Origin of the sequence: Pantoea sp. Fr+CA_20 (assembly GCF_024520835.1) — a bacterium.
GTDB lineage: Bacteria > Pseudomonadota > Gammaproteobacteria > Enterobacterales > Enterobacteriaceae > Pantoea > Pantoea allii.
This window is the reverse complement of the sequence record NZ_JALNPN010000003.1, coordinates 1-17,019: the sequence shown is the minus strand read 5'-3', so window position 1 is coordinate 17,019 and position 17,019 is coordinate 1. Positions and strand designations below refer to the sequence as shown.

General features: G+C 55.5%; 14 protein-coding genes. 10 read left to right on the top strand and 4 right to left on the bottom strand.

Annotated elements, in window-relative coordinates; all coding sequences use genetic code 11:
• Positions 1–192: 192 nt before the first annotated feature.
• From galT to gpmA, 4 genes are all read left to right on the top strand, one after another.
• Positions 193–1,239: a galactose-1-phosphate uridylyltransferase gene (gene galT / locus NR177_RS04920; protein WP_145395025.1), complete on the top strand. Its 1,047-nt coding sequence runs from the start codon at positions 193–195 to the stop codon at positions 1,237–1,239.
• Complete coding sequence (galK, locus tag NR177_RS04915) at positions 1,236–2,384, top strand: galactokinase (RefSeq protein WP_063878815.1); 1,149 nt, start codon at positions 1,236–1,238, stop codon at positions 2,382–2,384. Before galT ends, galK begins: the two co-directional genes overlap by 4 nt.
• Complete coding sequence (gene galM, locus NR177_RS04910; protein WP_145395024.1) at positions 2,378–3,412, top strand: galactose-1-epimerase; 1,035 nt, start codon at positions 2,378–2,380, stop codon at positions 3,410–3,412. The genes galK and galM overlap by 7 nt, the downstream gene beginning before the upstream one ends.
• A 149-nt stretch (positions 3,413–3,561) precedes the next feature.
• Positions 3,562–4,314, top strand: a complete 753-nt coding sequence (gene gpmA, locus NR177_RS04905) for a 2,3-diphosphoglycerate-dependent phosphoglycerate mutase (protein ID WP_063878813.1) — start codon at positions 3,562–3,564, stop codon at positions 4,312–4,314.
• Between the two features lie 58 nt (positions 4,315–4,372).
• On the opposite strand, the gene aroG is transcribed toward gpmA, so the two are convergent.
• Positions 4,373–5,425 (bottom strand): 3-deoxy-7-phosphoheptulonate synthase AroG, encoded by a 1,053-nt coding sequence (gene aroG, locus NR177_RS04900; protein ID WP_256852400.1) that lies wholly within the window; start codon positions 5,423–5,425, stop codon positions 4,373–4,375.
• 294 nt (positions 5,426–5,719) lie between these two features.
• On the opposite strand from aroG, the gene NR177_RS04895 reads away from it, so the two are divergent.
• The 4 genes from NR177_RS04895 to zitB all read left to right on the top strand — a co-directional run bounded on the left by NR177_RS04895 (position 5,720) and on the right by zitB (position 10,743).
• Positions 5,720–6,073, top strand: a complete 354-nt coding sequence (locus tag NR177_RS04895; protein WP_063878811.1) for a YbgS-like family protein — start codon at positions 5,720–5,722, stop codon at positions 6,071–6,073.
• Positions 6,074–6,174: 101 nt separating this feature from the next.
• Positions 6,175–6,756, top strand: coding sequence for a response regulator transcription factor (locus NR177_RS04890; protein WP_109717178.1), 582 nt, complete (start codon positions 6,175–6,177; stop codon positions 6,754–6,756).
• Positions 6,738–9,809: an ATP-binding protein gene (locus NR177_RS04885; RefSeq protein ID WP_256852399.1), complete on the top strand. Its 3,072-nt coding sequence runs from the start codon at positions 6,738–6,740 to the stop codon at positions 9,807–9,809. The genes NR177_RS04890 and NR177_RS04885 overlap by 19 nt, the downstream gene beginning before the upstream one ends.
• Complete coding sequence (zitB, locus tag NR177_RS04880) at positions 9,787–10,743, top strand: CDF family zinc transporter ZitB (protein WP_096012135.1); 957 nt, start codon at positions 9,787–9,789, stop codon at positions 10,741–10,743. Before NR177_RS04885 ends, zitB begins: the two co-directional genes overlap by 23 nt.
• Here zitB and pnuC read toward each other — a convergent pair.
• From pnuC to NR177_RS04865, 3 genes are all read right to left on the bottom strand, one after another.
• Positions 10,737–11,459 carry a nicotinamide riboside transporter PnuC gene (pnuC, locus tag NR177_RS04875; RefSeq protein WP_063878807.1) on the bottom strand — a complete coding sequence of 241 codons (723 nt, stop codon included), beginning with the start codon at positions 11,457–11,459 and terminating at the stop codon, positions 10,737–10,739. The genes zitB and pnuC overlap by 7 nt on opposite strands.
• Positions 11,460–11,484: 25 nt before the next feature.
• Positions 11,485–12,546 (bottom strand): quinolinate synthase NadA, encoded by a 1,062-nt coding sequence (nadA, locus tag NR177_RS04870; RefSeq protein WP_063878806.1) that lies wholly within the window; start codon positions 12,544–12,546, stop codon positions 11,485–11,487.
• A 133-nt stretch (positions 12,547–12,679) separates the two neighbouring features.
• The gene (locus NR177_RS04865; RefSeq protein WP_096012134.1) at positions 12,680–13,186 is read right to left on the bottom strand and encodes a methylated-DNA--[protein]-cysteine S-methyltransferase; all 507 of its coding nucleotides are present in this window, start codon (positions 13,184–13,186) and stop codon (positions 12,680–12,682) included.
• A 158-nt stretch (positions 13,187–13,344) separates the two neighbouring features.
• Here NR177_RS04865 and NR177_RS04860 point away from each other — a divergent pair, with 158 nt between their 5' ends.
• A complete protein-coding gene (locus tag NR177_RS04860) occupies positions 13,345–14,787 on the top strand; it encodes an AlkA N-terminal domain-containing protein (RefSeq protein ID WP_256852398.1) in 1,443 nt (480 codons plus the stop codon).
• Between the two features lie 127 nt (positions 14,788–14,914).
• A complete protein-coding gene (locus NR177_RS04855) occupies positions 14,915–16,750 on the top strand; it encodes a methyl-accepting chemotaxis protein (RefSeq protein ID WP_256852397.1) in 1,836 nt (611 codons plus the stop codon).
• Positions 16,751–17,019 lie beyond the last annotated feature (269 nt).

Here is a 17,019-nt window from a genome sequence, read left to right as displayed (position 1 = left end):
TTTCCCCTATAATGTAAGCGTTACCATTTAAACCCACTTTTTATGTGCGCAATGTGCCAATTCGCCTTTAAATAAGAATATTCAGCTTGTGTAAACGATACCACTTATCCAGACTGGATCACGTTTTCAACGCGGCTGATGTGCTACGTTTTATCGATGCCTTTTTTATTTTGACGCTGACCAGGATGCAACATGGAAAAATTTAACCCGGCCGATCATCCCCATCGCCGTTACAATCCCCTGACTGACCAGTGGATTTTGGTTTCTCCTCATCGTGCCAAACGTCCCTGGCAGGGTGCCCAGGAAACGCCTGCGGTGAATACGCTGCCGTCGCACGATGCTGACTGTTTTCTGTGTGCGGGCAACACGCGCGTTACAGGTGATGTGAATCCTGATTATCAAGGCACCTACGTTTTTACCAATGACTTCGCGGCCTTGATGACGGATACGCCAGACGCGCCAGAAAGTGATGACATGTTGATGCGTTGCGAAAGCGCGCGCGGTACCAGCCGTGTCATCTGCTTTTCGCCCGATCACAGTAAAACGCTGCCAGAAATGTCCCTGAGCGCACTGAAAGAAGTCGTCCGCACCTGGCAACAACAAACGGCAGAACTGGGTCAGCACTACCCGTGGGTACAGGTCTTTGAGAACAAGGGCGCCGCCATGGGCTGCTCCAATCCCCATCCACATGGACAAGTCTGGGCCAACAGCTTTCTGCCTAATGAAGCCCAGCGTGAAGACGATCTTCAGCGCCGCTACTTTGCCCAAAAGGGCTCGCCGATGCTGATGGATTACAGCGCGCGTGAACAGCAGGATGGCAGCCGTACCGTGGTAGAAACGGACCACTGGCTGGCCGTGGTGCCGTGGTGGGCAGCCTGGCCGTTTGAAACCCTGCTGTTGCCAAAAACCCATGTTAAGCGCCTGACCGATTTGACCGATGCGCAGCGTGACGATCTGGCTAACGCCATCAAGCGCCTGACCAGCCGTTACGACAATCTTTTTCAGTGCTCCTTCCCCTACTCCATGGGCTGGCACGGCGCGCCGTTCAACGGTGAAGACAATGAACACTGGCAGTTGCACGCCCACTTTTATCCCCCGCTGCTGCGTTCAGCAACGGTGCGCAAATTTATGGTCGGCTACGAGATGCTGGCTGAAACCCAACGCGATTTAACCGCAGAACAGGCAGCAGAACGCCTGCGTTCCGTGAGCGATATTCATTTCCGTGAGGCACAACAATGAGCTTAAAAACCATCACGCAGCAGGTTTTTACTGAAACCTTTGGCTATGCGCCAACCCACGCGATTCAGGCCCCAGGCCGCGTCAATTTGATTGGCGAGCACACCGATTACAACGACGGTTTCGTGCTGCCTTGTGCCATCGATTACCAAACGGTTATCGCCTGTGCGAAGCGTGACGACCGCCAGGTTCGTGTCGTCGCCGTCGATTACGATCAGGCGCAGGACACCTTTGCGCTGGATGCGCCGATTACCAGCGTAAAAGAACCCATGTGGGCGAACTATGTTCGCGGCGTCGTGAAGCATTTACAGCAACGCGCGCCGGATTTTAGCGGTGTCGATATGGTGATCAGTGGCAACGTGCCACAGGGTGCGGGCCTCAGCTCTTCTGCCTCCCTGGAAGTGGCTGTCGGGACGGTTTTCCAGCAGCTGTTTAACCTGGCGCTGGACGGTGCGGCGATTGCGGTGAACGGTCAGGAAGCCGAAAACCAGTTCGTGGGCTGTAACTGCGGCATCATGGATCAGCTGATTTCCGCGCTGGGTCAAAAAGATCATGCCATGCTGCTGGATTGCCGGACGCTCGGCACCCGGCCGGTTTCTATGCCGGACGATATTGCCGTGGTTATCATTAATTCCAACTTCCGCCGGAGTCTGGTGGGCAGCGAATACAATGTCCGCCGTGAGCAGTGTGAAACCGGCGCGCGCTTCTTTAACAAAAAGGCGCTACGGGATGTTGAACTCGCTGAGTTTAACGCCGCGGAATCTCAGTTAGATCCCCAGGTCGCTAAGCGCGTACGTCATGTCATCACCGAAAATGCCCGTACGCTGGAGGCCGCCGAGGCGCTCTCTCGTGGTGATTTAGCGCGCATGGGCGAACTGATGGCCGAATCTCACGCATCAATGCGTGATGACTTTGAAATTACCGTGCCACCGGTCGATACGCTGGTCGAGATTGTTAAAGCCGAGATCGGCGATCGTGGCGGTGTCCGTATGACCGGCGGCGGTTTTGGCGGTTGTATTGTTGCTTTGATGCCGCTTGAGCTGGTGGATCAGGTGCAGGCCGCCGTCGCCAGCCAGTATGAAGCCAAAACGGGCATCAAGGAGACCTTCTACGTTTGTAAAGCATCAGAAGGAGCAGGCCAATGTTAAGCGATGTCAATTCCCATGCGCCGGACGGTCAGCCGTGGCGCATCACCGTGCTGCGCAATGCCAATGGCATGATTGCCACCTTTATGGACTGGGGCGCGACCTGGTTATCGGCGCGGGTGCCGTTGCAGGATGGTCACGTACGTGAAGCATTGCTTGGCTGCGCAACGCCTTCCGATTACCTGCATCAGGATGCTTATCTGGGTGCCACGGTAGGCCGTTATGCTAACCGTATCGCCAGCGCAAAACTGACTAAAACAGGCCGGCAGTTGGCCGCGAATCAGGGCGACCACCAGCTACACGGTGGTCCTGAGGGGTTTGATAAACGCCGCTGGCAAATCGTCAGCCAGTCAGAAAGTGAAGTGCATTATCGACTCGACTCGCCCGATGGCGATCAGGGCTATCCCGGCAATCTTATTGCTGATTTACGCTATGTCCTGGACGACAATAATTGCCTGTCGATTCACTATCAGGCGAAGTGCGATCAGCCCTGCCCGGTCAATCTGACCAATCATGCTTACTTTAATCTTGACGCGCATCATGGCGATGCACGTCAGCATCGATTACAACTGCACGCCGATCGTTACCTGCCCGTGGATAGCGAGGGGATTCCCAACGGACCACTTAAGGCGGTGGACGGCACCAGTTTCGATTTCCGTCAGGCCAAAAGCATTGAGCAGGATTTTCTTGCCGATGACGACCAGAAGGCGGTCAAAGGCTATGACCATGCTTTCCTGCTCAACAGCGCAGGCGATGACAGTCAGCCTGCTGCTGAGTTGTGGTCGCAGGACGGTAAACTGCAGTTAAGCGTCACCACCTCGGCGCCGGCATTGCAGTTCTACAGCGGTAACTATTTGGCCGGTACGCGCGCCCGGGAGCAGGAACGCTATACTGCGTTTCAGGGGATCGCGCTGGAGAGTGAATTTTTACCGGATTCACCTAATCATCCCGAGTGGCCACAGGATGATTGCTGGTTACAGCCGGGAGATCGTTGGGAATCCGTCACGCGCTATCGCTTTACGCCACGCTGAGCAACCGGGTGAAAAACGCGCAGTGCGTCACAGACAGACTTACGCAGTGCGCTGTTTTCCGCTATGGTAGAACGCAATTGGTCAGCCAACGGGCTGGCGACAGCAGGTTTCCATTATCTCAGAAACATCAAGTATTAAGGAGTTAAGCTATGGCTGTAACTAAGCTGGTTCTGGTGCGACACGGCGAAAGCCAGTGGAACAACGAAAACCGCTTCACCGGATGGTATGATGTAGACCTTTCTGACAAGGGCCGTACCGAAGCTAAAGCAGCCGGACAGCTGCTGAAGAAAGAAGGTTTCGTGTTTGATTTCGCGTACACCTCCGTGCTGAAACGCGCCATTCACACCCTGTGGAATGTGCTGGATGAGCTGGATCAGGCCTGGCTGCCCGTTGAAAAATCCTGGCGTCTGAATGAACGTCACTATGGCGCGTTGCAGGGTCTGGATAAAGCAGAAACCGCCGCCAAATACGGCGACGAACAGGTAAAACAGTGGCGCCGTGGCTTCGCGGTAACCCCGCCAGAGCTGGATCGTAGCGATGAGCGTTTCCCTGGACACGACCCGCGTTATGCTTCGCTGAAGCCTGAGCAGCTGCCGACCACCGAAAGTCTGGCCCTGACCATCGAACGCGTCATTCCTTACTGGAACGAATCCATTCTGCCGCGTATCAAAAGCGGTGAGAAAGTGATTGTTGCTGCACACGGCAACTCACTGCGTGCCCTGGTGAAATACCTGGACAACCTGAGCGAAGATGAGATTCTTGAACTCAATATTCCGACCGGCGTACCGCTGGTTTATGAGTTCGATGAAAACTTCAAACCGATCAAACGCTACTACCTGGGTGATGCTGACGAGATCGCAGCTAAAGCCGCAGCCGTGGCGAATCAGGGTAAAGCGAAGTAAGTTTTGCTTCTCTGTAAAAAGGGCCAGACACTGTCTGGCCCTTTTTTATTGCGCCCTGTTAACCGCGACGCTGTTTGACCGCATCGGCCAGTTGACGCAGCACCTTCTCGGTATCGTCCCAGCCAATACAGGCATCCGTCACGCTCTTGCCGTATATCAGCGGTTCGCCGCTTTCCAGGCTCTGATTCCCTTCAACCAGATGGCTTTCAATCATCACGCCGATAATGCCGCGCTCGCCATTGATCATCTGTTGCGCCACATCATCTGCTACCAGCATCTGTTTCTGAAACTGCTTGCTGCTGTTGGCATGGCTGAAGTCGATCATCACCTGCTGCGGTAAACCGGCTTTTTCCAGACCGGCTTTAACTGCACTGACGTGCGCGGCGCTGTAGTTCGGTTCTTTACCACCACGCAGAATAATATGGCAGTCGCCGTTGCCGCGGGTTTCCACGATCGCAGAGTGCCCGTATTTGGTGACTGACAAGAAACAGTGCGGTGAACTGGCGGAGTTAATGGCATCAATCGCCACTTTGATGGTGCCGTCCGTGCCGTTTTTAAACCCGACCGGGCAGGAAAGGCCAGAAGCCAGTTCGCGGTGAACCTGTGATTCAGTGGTGCGTGCGCCGATCGCGCCCCAGCTCATCAGATCGGCAACGTACTGCGGCGTGATCATGTCCAGAAACTCGCCAGCGGCAGGCAGACCAGAATCGTTAATCTCTACCAACAGCTTACGCGCCAGACGCAGGCCGTCGTTCAACTGGAAGGAACCATCCATATAAGGATCGTTGATTAGCCCTTTCCAGCCGACGGTGGTACGCGGTTTTTCGAAGTAAACGCGCATCACGACTTCCAGTTCACCCTTAAGCTGTTCCCGCAGGGTTAACAGACGCGCAGCATAGTCTTGTGCGGCTTCGGTATCATGAATGGAGCAAGGCCCAATCACCACCAGCAGACGATCGTCTTCCCCTTTCAGAATCTGGTGAATCGCCTGGCGAGCCTGCGAAACGGTCTGCGCAGCACGGTCGGTTGCAGGGAATTTTTCCAGTAAGGCTACGGGTGGCAGGAGTTCTTTGATCGCTTTAATGCGTAAATCATCGTTCTGGTAATTCATACTCATTCCATATAATTTCTGGCCCGGCGCCCGCCGGACACAACCCAGCCAATGTAGCCCGAAGCGCACAGGGTGTAAATTCCTGATGAACGTATAATGTATGCGTGAAATTTGCATAAATGGGTTATGCGTCTAGACTTTTAAAGGTAACCACTGAGGAACGGTGACTTACTTTTATTAATACCTGTCTTTAAGCTAACCAGCGAAATTTTATTTCGCTCAGGGCGCTTTTTCTCTGAACCAAACATCGCAGCGGGTTAGAGACAGCAAATATCATTTATTAACGGGAGCATAATGATGAATAAGTTTGCAATAATTTTTCTGACGGCAGCAATGACTCTTGGCAGTGGCGCAGCAATGGCTGCTAACGGAAACTCTAACCAGGCCGCCGCCGCAGGCGCAGTAGCTGGCGGTGCTAACGAGAACCTGCCACCGAACAAAGTCGATAACAGCAAAATTAATAACACAGGCACCGAGAAATCGTCTCCGACCGCTGACAGCACGTCCAGCAGCAAACATATGACGGCTGACGAGATTGATAAGAATACCCAGTGTAAAGACGGCAAATGCCCTGATATGAATAAAAAAGTTCATACCAAAAAAGGTGGCGGTCACGTTAATACCAAAACCGACGGCACCACGCAGTAAGACCGGACGGTTGAGTTGATAAGGAGAGCCTGGCTCTCCTTTATTTTATCCTGCCGTAACTTCCGCTATGCTGAGCCTGTTAAATTAACAGGGAAATGTTCATGGCCTCACTGCTTCTGATAGACGATCATCCACTGGTTGAAGTAGCACTTGAAGCTGCGTTGGCTAAATCACCGATTCCCATGCAACTTTTTTCCGCCAGCAGCGAACAGTCCGCCCGCCCTTTTCTGCAATTGCCACCCGATATTATCGTGCTGGACATCGGCTTACCCGATGGTGACGGGCTGGAGATCTTGCGCCGCCTGAAAATCCATTTACCCGACTGCCCGGTTCTGATTTATTCAGCCCAGCAAACCCGCCACTACGTCAGGCGAGCCCAGGCGCTGGGTGCCGCTGGCTATGTGGTGAAGAGCCAGCGCATGGAGCAGTTGCTGAGTGCGATTCTGGCGGTGCTCGGTGGACATGCCACCTTCCCCGACTGTCCCGACGAGCCGGAACTGCCGTTAACCAGTAAAGAACGTCAGATACTGGCTTTGCTGGCCAGTGGATTATCCAACCTGCAAATTGCCGAGCGACTGCATATCAGTAACAAAACCGTCAGCACCCATAAAAAGAACATCCTGGAAAAGACCGGTGCCCACTCTGTGGTTGAGTTAGCCGATTTGTGGAAAGCACAGCAGTGATACGCTGGCTGCTGCTTCTGCTGCTCTTTACCTCGCTGGCCTACGGCGACGTGCGCCCGGTCAGCAGCATCAACTTGCCCATGATGATGCCGATGAAAGGTGCTGAGCTGATGCAGGGCAAAGTGCTGCGAGTCGGTCTGCTGGAGGAGAATAACGCCCCCTGGACGATGCTGGTCGGTAAAGACCTTTATGGCATCGATGCCGATTACCTGGCGGCGCTGCATCAGTTAACCGGTGCGCAGTTCACGCTCCGTTTATATGCCACTCAGGCAGACTTATTGCGCGCGCTGCACGACGGACAGATTGATTTTGCGTTGGGAATGATAGCCCCGCCTTTAGCCATGAATACGCTGGCCAGTGACAGCTGGTTTAGCAGCCCGTTGCGCATTTATCGTAACCAGCAGAACCAGCGTGCCGTGATGTTCAACAGTCATAATGCCCAACTGGCAATCAGCCAACTCACGCTGGCACAACTGCCACCGGCGCTGGCAGCCCGCCATCAGTGGCGCACCTACGGCAGCGATCTTCAGGCGCTCTATACGTTGCTGAATCAGCAGAACGATTATGTGGTGGCAGATGAAACCAGCGCCGGTTTCTTGCTAAGCCAGTTACAGCAGGGGCAAATTTATCAGATTGCCTCCGGTATCGATGCCGGACAGCTCAACCTGCGCGCCGTCGCACGCGATCCGGCGCTTATCGAATGGCTGAATCAAAGCCTGCGCCAGCTTCCCGCCGAGCTGATGAGCACCCTGCAGGCGCGCTGGAGCAGCAACCTTCCCCGCTATCAGGACACGCAGACCCTGATGCTCAGCGCCAGCGAGCGCGAGTGGATGACGAACCACCCGATCGTTGCTTACGCGGCTGAAGCGGATAACTATCCCTGGAGTTACCGGGACAGTAACGGCACTGCCCGCGGCTACGGGATCGACCTGCTTAACGCCATCGCCCAAAGCACAGGATTACGTTTTACCCCGCGCTGGGTCAGTAACCCTCAGCAGGCTGCCAGCCAGCTGGCTCAGCATCAGGTTATGTTGCAGCTGATGCAGCCGCTTAACGGTGAAACCCAAAGCACCAGCCTGCCCGTCTGGCGCGCGCTGTGGGGCATTTATATCCGCCAGCCAGCTGGCTGGTCGCACTGGAGCGATGTGGCGGGCAAGCGCATAGGTATTCTGCAGGATGACCTGGCGCAACGCCTTATCCCTGAGAATATGCAGGTTCAACGTTATGTTGACCGAAACAGCCTGTACGATGCGCTGGCAGCCGGTCAGATTGACGCCTTAGTCGATAACGTGCTGTCCGCGCGCTGGCGGATTGCCAGTCGTAACGATCCGCAGATTCATCTGGCCTTTGCCGCCAGCGATATTGCCTGGCCCATTGCGGTTGGCATCGCATCCGATCAACCCGTACTGCGTTCACTGCTGGATCGCGCGTTGCAGCAGATCCCCGTCGAGACACAAAATCAGATGCGCGATCGCTGGTCAATGCCACCTCAGCCTGGCAGCGTTACCGCCATGCGCGTCCTGCCGGTAGCCGTTCTGGTGGCGGCCGGTGTTGCCATCGTTATTTTGCTACTGCTGCTTGCCCGACGTTACTGGCAGCAGCGGCGCGATCGCCAACAACGTGAGCAGGCCGAACGCGCCAACGCCATGAAAAGCCAGTTTTTAGCCACGGTCAGTCACGAGCTGCGCACGCCCATGCAGGCGATACTGGGCTTGCTGGAGCTGGAAAAACAGCAGCGATCCAGTGAAAATCTGCAGCTTCTGCACCGTAGCGCGCAGTCACTGATGACGCTGCTTAACGATCTTCAAGATCACGCCCGTATTGAAAATAACAGCTTTACCCTGTCGCCGCGTCCGCTGGCGCTGGCCCCCTGGCTGGCGCAGCAGCGCCATTTTTATCATCCGTTGATGCGCCCGGACGGCCCGCGTCTGCATGTTGAAGCGCTGACGCCACTGCCTGACGCGGTGATGATGGATGCCGATCGCCTGCAGCAGGTGGTGAACAATCTCATCACCAACGCATTTAAATTTACCCGCCAGGGCCTGATTCGTCTGACGCTATCGGCCACGGACATGCTGCAGCTAACCGTCAGCGACAACGGCAGCGGAATCCCGCTGGAGGAGCAGCCTAAACTGTTCGATCCCTGGTATCAGGCACCCTCGGGTAAAACCGTATCGGTCCAGGGCAGCGGTTTAGGGTTGTTTATTTGTCGGGAGATGGTGCAACGCATGGGTGGCGATATTTCCCTGCATTCTGTGCCTGGCAAAGGCACGGAGGTGACCATCACCCTGCCGCTGATCCCCTGCGATCGGCTTCCGGATAGCGATCCAACTGCCCTGCCGGGCTTTCCTGGCCTGCGCGTAGCGGTGGTAGACGATCATCCTACGAACCTGATCGTGATGGAGCAGCAGCTTGCCCGCTTCGCGATTCAGGCGGATTGTTTTGAACAGGGTCGCGACCTGCTGCTGGCCGATGCGCAGCGCCCTTACGACCTGCTGTTTATCGATCAAATGATGCCGCGCCCTGATGGCACGCTCCTGTTGCGCCTGTTGCGTCGTCGTCAGCGTCAGCGCGGCGGCGTGCAGTTACGGGTGCTGTGTTCAGCCGACGCCCAGTTACTTAACGTGCAGTTGGGTGAGCATGAACGCGTGCTGATTAAACCGGTGCAGCTACAGGATATCGGCGAGGTGCTGACGGCCTTTCATGACGATCCACTGGCATCACTGGATGACAACCTGTGGCAGCTGGCGCAGCAAAACGAGAAATTTCTTAACCGCCTGGGCAAAACGTTACGTGATACCCTGGAGAAGGACCTGGCACAACTGCACGCCGCACATCAGGCAGGTGACGCTATGCAGTTAGCCGAGTCAGCACACCGTATGAAAGGAAGCTGGCTTTTGATAGGTATTGAAGAAGGGGCAACGCTTTGTCAGCAGCTGTCGGACAAGGCGAAGCAACATCAGGCTCTCTCCGCTGAGTGGCAATTGCTGATATCATTGACCGACAGGTTATTACTCAAACTGGAAACATATGGCACACACGCACTCTCATAGCGGTCAGGACACCAACCGTAAGCGCCTGATGGCGGCCTTTGCCGTGACGGCCCTCTTTATGGTGGCAGAAGTCATTGGCGGCTGGATTTCTGGCTCGCTGGCCCTTCTGGCCGACGCCGGTCATATGCTGACCGATGCCGCTGCGCTGCTGATGGCCTTACTGGCAGTCCAGTTCGCTAAACGCAAACCCAGCGATCGTCATACTTTTGGTCTGCTGCGGCTCACCACACTGGCAGCCTTTGTTAACGCCATTGCCCTGATCCTGATCACCCTGCTGATCGTCTGGGAGGCCATTGAGCGCTTTTCCCATCCGCAGCCAATTACCGGCGGCCTGATGCTGGGCATCGCCATTGGCGGTTTACTGGCTAATATTCTCTCGTTTTGGCTGCTGCATCACGGCAGTGAAGAGAAGAACCTGAACGTGAGGGCGGCAGCCTTACATGTGATGGGCGACCTGCTGGGTTCGGTTGGTGCCATCATTGCCGCGGTGATCATTCTGCTCACGAACTGGACGCCCGCTGACCCCATTTTATCGATTCTGGTGTCACTGCTGATACTGCGTAACGCCTGGGCATTGCTGCGGGAAAGTTTTCACGAGCTGCTGGAAGGCGCACCTGATTCACTGGACGTGAATCAGCTCAGACGCGATCTGAAGCGTCAAATCGCCGAAGTGCGCGATGTCCATCATGTGCACGTCTGGCAGGTAGGCGAGAAGCCGGTATTAACGCTGCACGTGCAGGTTATCCCGCCACGGGATCATGACGGCCTGCTGCGCCGCATTCACACTTACCTGCACGACCATTACCAGATTGAACACGCGACGGTACAGATGGAGTTTCAGCCCTGTGTCGGACCGGATTGCGCACTGAACACGCCGGTAATTGAGGGTGCTCACCACCATCACGAGCACGGTGAGCACGCGCATCATCACTGAGCAGACAGCGCACGAGAACCCTGTTTTCGTGCGCTGATTATCCACATCCTTGAGCCGTTCAGCGCAATCAACGTCAAAATGGCATATTCCAGCGCCATGGCGTAAACCCCCTGGCGGGCAAAAATCATCACGCTAATCACGTTGATAATCACCCACAGCAGCCAGTTCTCCACGTACTTCCTCGTCATCAGCACCATGGCCACAATCGACAGCACCATCAGGCAGGAATCCCAGAACGGAAACGCATCCGGCTGCAGTGTCGGCATGGCCACGGCAAAGCCCGCCGCGTTCATAATGGCGACCGTAATTCGGGTAAGAAATGCAAATACCGGATCGATATACACCGTCATTAAGGCCACCGCGATGACGCAGCCAACAGCCCAGCCGATGGCTTTTGTCCGCGGCAGCCAGCGTATGGTTAACGCCGCCTGATTGTCAGATGTTTGTCGACTCCAGGCGTACCAGCCATAGACATTGGCCGCGAAGAAGAACAGTTGTAGCAGCAGGCTGGCGTAGAGTTGGATCTGGAAAAAGATCACCGCAAACAGCGTGACGTTGATCAGACCAAAGGCGTAGTTAACAATCTTTTCCAGGCTGGCCAGCCAGATGCACAGCAGGCCAGCGAGCGTTCCGACAGCTTCGATCCATGACAGATCGTACCCCGTGGCGCCAAGAGGGATGTGAACCAAAATATTCTGCGTGCTAAAAAAATCCATATGAGGCACCTGTTAACGACGCGCGTTACGCGTTTCCTTTCACGTTATGTTTAAGATCTGCAGCAAAGGATAGCATACGGTTAAGCGGCACCAGCGCGGCTTCCCGCAGGGCCGCCTCCACCTGAATCTCATGAGCCTGACCACCGGACTCCAGCGCATCGGCGATGGCTTTCAGGCCGTTCATCGCCATCCAGGGGCAGTGCGCACAGCTGCGGCAGGTGGCGCCCTCACCGGCTGTTGGCGCTTCCAGCAATATTTTGTCGGGCACCGCCTGCTGCATCTTATAAAAAATGCCGCGATCGGTGGCGACGATCATCTGGGGATGGGGCAAGGTTTTAGCGGCCTGAATCAGCTGGCTGGTTGAGCCAACCGCATCGGCCAGATCCACGATGGCCTGGGGCGACTCGGGATGAACCAATACCGCTGCATCGGGATACAGCGCTTTCATTCGCTGGAGCGCCTGGGTTTTGAACTCGTCATGGACAATACAGGCACCCTGCCAGCATAAAACATCGGCGCCGCTTTTCTGGGTGACGTAGCGCCCCAGATGCCGATCGGGTGCCCAGATAATTTTTTCCCCCAGGCTATCCAGATGTTCTATCAATTCCACGGCAATGCTGGAGGTGACCACCCAGTCGGCGCGCGCTTTTACCGCCGCCGAGGTATTGGCATACACCACCACCGTACGATCGGGATGGGCATCACAAAAAGCGTTAAATTCGTCAATCGGGCAGCCCAGATCCAGCGAGCACTCGGCTTCCAGCGTGGGCATCAGTACCGTTTTTTCCGGGCTGAGGATTTTGGCCGTTTCCCCCATAAACCGCACCCCGGCCACCAGCAGCGTACTGGCGGTGTGATGGCTGCCAAAACGCGCCATTTCGAGCGAGTCAGAGACACAGCCGCCGGTTTCTTCTGCCAGGGCCTGAATCTCCGGATCGGTGTAGTAATGCGCCACCATCACGGCATTGCGGGCTTTCAGCAACGCTTTGATTTTTTCCCGATAAAAGGTTTTTTGCTCGTCGTTCAGCCGGGCAGGCTTGGGCGGAAAAGGATAAACCGCGTTTTCAGGATCGAAGATTGTACTCATGACACCGCTCTCGTTCTGTAAAATTAACGAAAATCGCCGGTTATGGCTTAACAGGACGTAAATACTGCCATCGTGTTTTATATGCTAAACACGATAGCGGAAAAGCGGCGGAGTGTCGTGTTTTATTTCGCGGTCATGTTGAAGAGAGCCCCACCAAGCCCGGCTGTGGTGCTTCCAGCTGGAGTAAAAACGCTTTGACCGCCAGCCCGCCTGCAAAGCCGGTCAGTTTGCCGTTGGTCCCAATGACACGATGACAGGGCGCGACAATCGACAACGGGTTTCGACCGTTAGCTGCCCCCACCGCGCGCACCGCGGCAGGATGACCAATCTGCTCGGCAATTTGCCGATAGCTGCGCGTTTCACCAAAAGGAATGTTCAGTAATGCCTGCCACACTTTTATCTGGAATGCCGTGCCGGCGAAATCCAGTGGCAACGTAAAGCGCTGGCGCGTCCCCGCAAAATATTCGCGCAACTGGGTTTCCGTTTCCTGAAGCACCGGATGGTTATCGTCCCGCTCTACGGGCGATAAGCGAGGATGCCTGCGTACTTCGTCTTGCCACAAAATAGCCGCCAGGCCACGATCGCTGGCAATCAGCGTCAGCTCTCCCACCGGGGTTGTTACAGGTTTGCAGTAATACATGCGGTTCCTCCCATCACAATTCTGTCTGGCATTATCGCATTTTTTTAGCGCTAAACTGGCTGTTTTCGGTCATTACAATAAACTGATGTGCTGTCCGAAAACAGCCAGTCAACCCTTTCTGCCAGCGCTACGCTGTCGCTATTTGCCGGAGAGAAACCATGTTTGATCCAGATACGGCTTACCAGGCGCTAACGTCGCGGGATACGCGTTTTGACGGCGTATTTTTTGTTGGCGTAACCTCAACCGGCATTTACTGTCGCCCGATATGTCCGGTTAAGCCGCCGATGAAAAAAAACTGTCTGTTCTTCAGCAGCGCGGAAGCCGCGGAGAAAGCCCGTTTTCGCCCCTGCCTGCGCTGTCGTCCTGAGCTGGCACCGGGCAATGCGCCCGTAGACAATGCGCACAGAGTGGCCGATCGCCTGGTGCAGCGCATCGAAGAAGGTTTGCTGGAAGAGCATACAGGGCTGGACGATATCGCCACCGAGTTTGGCATCAGCGCACGTCAACTGCGCCGGATTGTGCACCAGGAGCTGGGCGTTACCCCGCTGGAGCTTAAACAGACACGTCGCATGTTACTGGCTAAACAGCTGCTGACCGAAACCACCCTGTCGGTGACCGATATTGCCTATGCCAGCGGTTTTGGCAGTTTGCGGCGCTTTAATGACGTGTTCCAGGCCCGCTATCGTATGACGCCGGGTGCTTTACGTAAAACGGCTGCGCAGTCCGTTCAGCAGCCTGGCGATACCATGCAGTTACAGCTCAGCTATCGTCCGCCTTACGACTGGCAGGCGATGCTGGATTTTTTGCAGTTACGGTTGATGAAAGAGATCGAGAGCGTTGAGGGGCAAACCTATCGACGGACCGTCGTGCTGGGTCAATATCGTGGCTGGGTCAGCGTGTCGAACCTTCCGGCTAAGCAGGCGCTCAAGGTCGAGTTCACCCCGTCTCTGACGCCCGTGCTGCCAGCGCTACTGCGCCGCCTGCGCGATCTTTTTGACCTGAACGCCCAGCCACAACGCATTGCTGCCCACCTGCAGCAGGACCCGCTGCTGGCACAAAGCCTTCATGACTTTCCCGGCCTGCGCGTGCCCGGTGCGTTCGACAGCGTTGAAATGGGCGTCCGCGCCATTCTGGGCCAGCAGGTCACCGTTAAAGCAGCGACAACCCTCAGCAGCCGGTTTGCCCAGGCGTTTGGTGAGCCTTGCTCGACGCCTTTCGCGGACCTGTCTCGCTACTCTGCCCAACCGCAGCGCATTGCGCAGGCGACGGTCAATGAGATTGCCAGCCTTGGCATTGTCAGCGCACGCGCCAGAGCGATTCTGGCCTTCGCTGACGCCTGTGTGGCGGGCAGCTTACGGTTTAACGCCACGCTCACGCCTGATGACATCATGGCGCGTCTGGTGGCACTTCCGGGCATTGGTCCCTGGACGGCCCATTATATCGCCATGCGCGCTCTGCGCTGGCCGGATGCGTTTCCAAAAGAAGATATCGCCATACGGAATAACCTGGGTGGCCTGACGCCCAAGGCCGCAGAAGCGCGTTCACAGCAATGGCGTCCCTGGCGCAGCTATGCTGTGATGCATATCTGGAAAAGCCTGTGATGATCGCACAGCGATTTTGCGATTACGCATAATCAGAAAAATAACCGCATCCTCACTAAACTCCTGCGCCGGGCAACCGATAACCAATTTGGCTTAACATCGTTGACATGGGCAGGAGGCAGCAGTCATGGCGTTGCGGTTAGAAAATACAAAAATAGCGCATAAACTCAGTTTGGGATTTGGACTCGTTTTATTGTTAGTCGTGGGATCGGGCAGTATTAGCGTATTACGCTTTAAAAACATCCATGACGTTTATGAACAGAGCAACGTGATTTACGACATCAACATCGATGTATTCCAGGCAAAAATAAACCGGCTGAAACTGCTGTATGGGGATGAAAAAGCGGGAAAAGTCATGGCAGATTACATTGCTCATGCCTCTCTGCTCACCCAGGATGCTCAGCAGTACCCGTGGCAGCCGGAACAGCAAACCCAGCTTCAGGATATCGCCAGCCAACTCAGCCACTTTCAGAACAGTATCACCGCGATGACGCAAGCCATGCAGGCGCTGGCGGCAACGGGAAAACAGCTTGATCAACGCAACATGCAAAGCCAGTCAACACTGTATGAAGCGTTGATTAAGACCCAGGTGACTGATGCCAGCGTGCTGTTCCAGCAACTTCTTGCCATCAGCCAGTTACGCGACCAGCTTCAGTTACTCCGTTACGATCCCGCTAATGCTGCCGCGCTAGACGTGCAGCTTCAACAGCAATCCAACGCGATTCAGTCCAGCATCACGGCCTTGTTGCCGCAGTTGCCGCCAGAAGCACAGACGCAGCTGAACGCATTATGGAGCGCGACTCTCGACGTCAAGCAACTCAGTGAGCGTTATGCAGCGGGCTTTCGTGCCCTCAACGTGGCGGAGAGCGCGGTTAAAGCAGACGGCGATAAAAGCAGTGCCATTATCAAAAATATTCTGCAGCAGATGAAATCGCAAAACAGCAGCCTGACCAACGGCGCTATCAACCTGACGCTACTGACGGTGAGCATTGCGGTGCTGCTGGGCATCCTGATCGCCTGGCTGATTAGCCGCCAGATTACACATCCGGTGAGAAGAAACCTGATGCTGGCAGAGCGCATCGCCAGCGGTGATTTAAGTGCCACTATCACGCCTGGCGGTCATGATGAGCTGGGCAAGCTGGCGGGGGCAATGGGGGCAATGAATCACCGTCTGCGGACGATTATTCAGGAAGTGCGCGACAGCGTCTTCACCGTCTCCCAGGCGGCGAGCAGTATCAACAGCGACAATCACAACCTTTCTTCACGGACTGAGCAACAGGCCGCGGCCGTGGTGCAGACCGCTGCCAGTATGGAGCAGTTGACTGTTACCGTTAAGCACAACGCCGACAACGCCCGCCATGCCAGTCAGATAGCGGCTGAAGCCTCTCTGCAGGCTGAACAAGGCGGTGCCGCGGTCAGCGAAGTCGTGCAAACCATGGGTGACATCTCGGCCAGTTCAAAGAAAATTGCCGAAATCACCGCCGTCATTAACAGCATCGCGTTTCAGACCAATATCCTGGCGCTCAATGCGGCAGTTGAAGCGGCGCGTGCCGGTGAACAGGGACGCGGATTTGCGGTGGTGGCCAGTGAGGTACGCAATCTTTCGCAGCGAAGCGCTCAGGCAGCGAAAGACATTGAACGCCTGATCAGTGAGTCAGTCGGTCAGATTACCGAGGGCAACAATCGTGTGGCGCGTGCGGGTGAAAGAATGGGACAGGTGGTGAATGCCATTTCCCGCGTCAATCACATTGTCGGTGAGATCTCTTCTGCTTCTGACGAGCAAAGCCGCGGTATTGAGCAGATTGCCCGTGCAGTATCGGAGCTGGACAGTACCACGCAGCAAAATGCCTCGCTGGTCTCCGCGTCGGCCCTGTCCGCTACGGCGTTGGAAGATCAGGCACTGCGGCTTGAAACGCTGTTAAAACAGTTCAATCTGGAGCCGGGTCAAGCGATACAGCGCTAAGCGACTCGCAGTAACACTACGATTACAGGCGCCCGTTGGGCGCTTTTTTTATGGCATTAACGGTGAGGTCGCCCACTGGTTAAGGCTGACGCATCAGACTGAATCGCTTTGCGATTCAGTCGACCCTGCAGCAGGTTCTCATCCCGCACGTTTGACTGCGTAGCCTACAAACGAAAAGAGCGCCCAGTGGGCTAATGCTGGTCACTTAAGGTGACCAGCCTTTTTTTTATCGGCATATTTCCGGGATCTTATTCGCAGCTCCCGCGGAT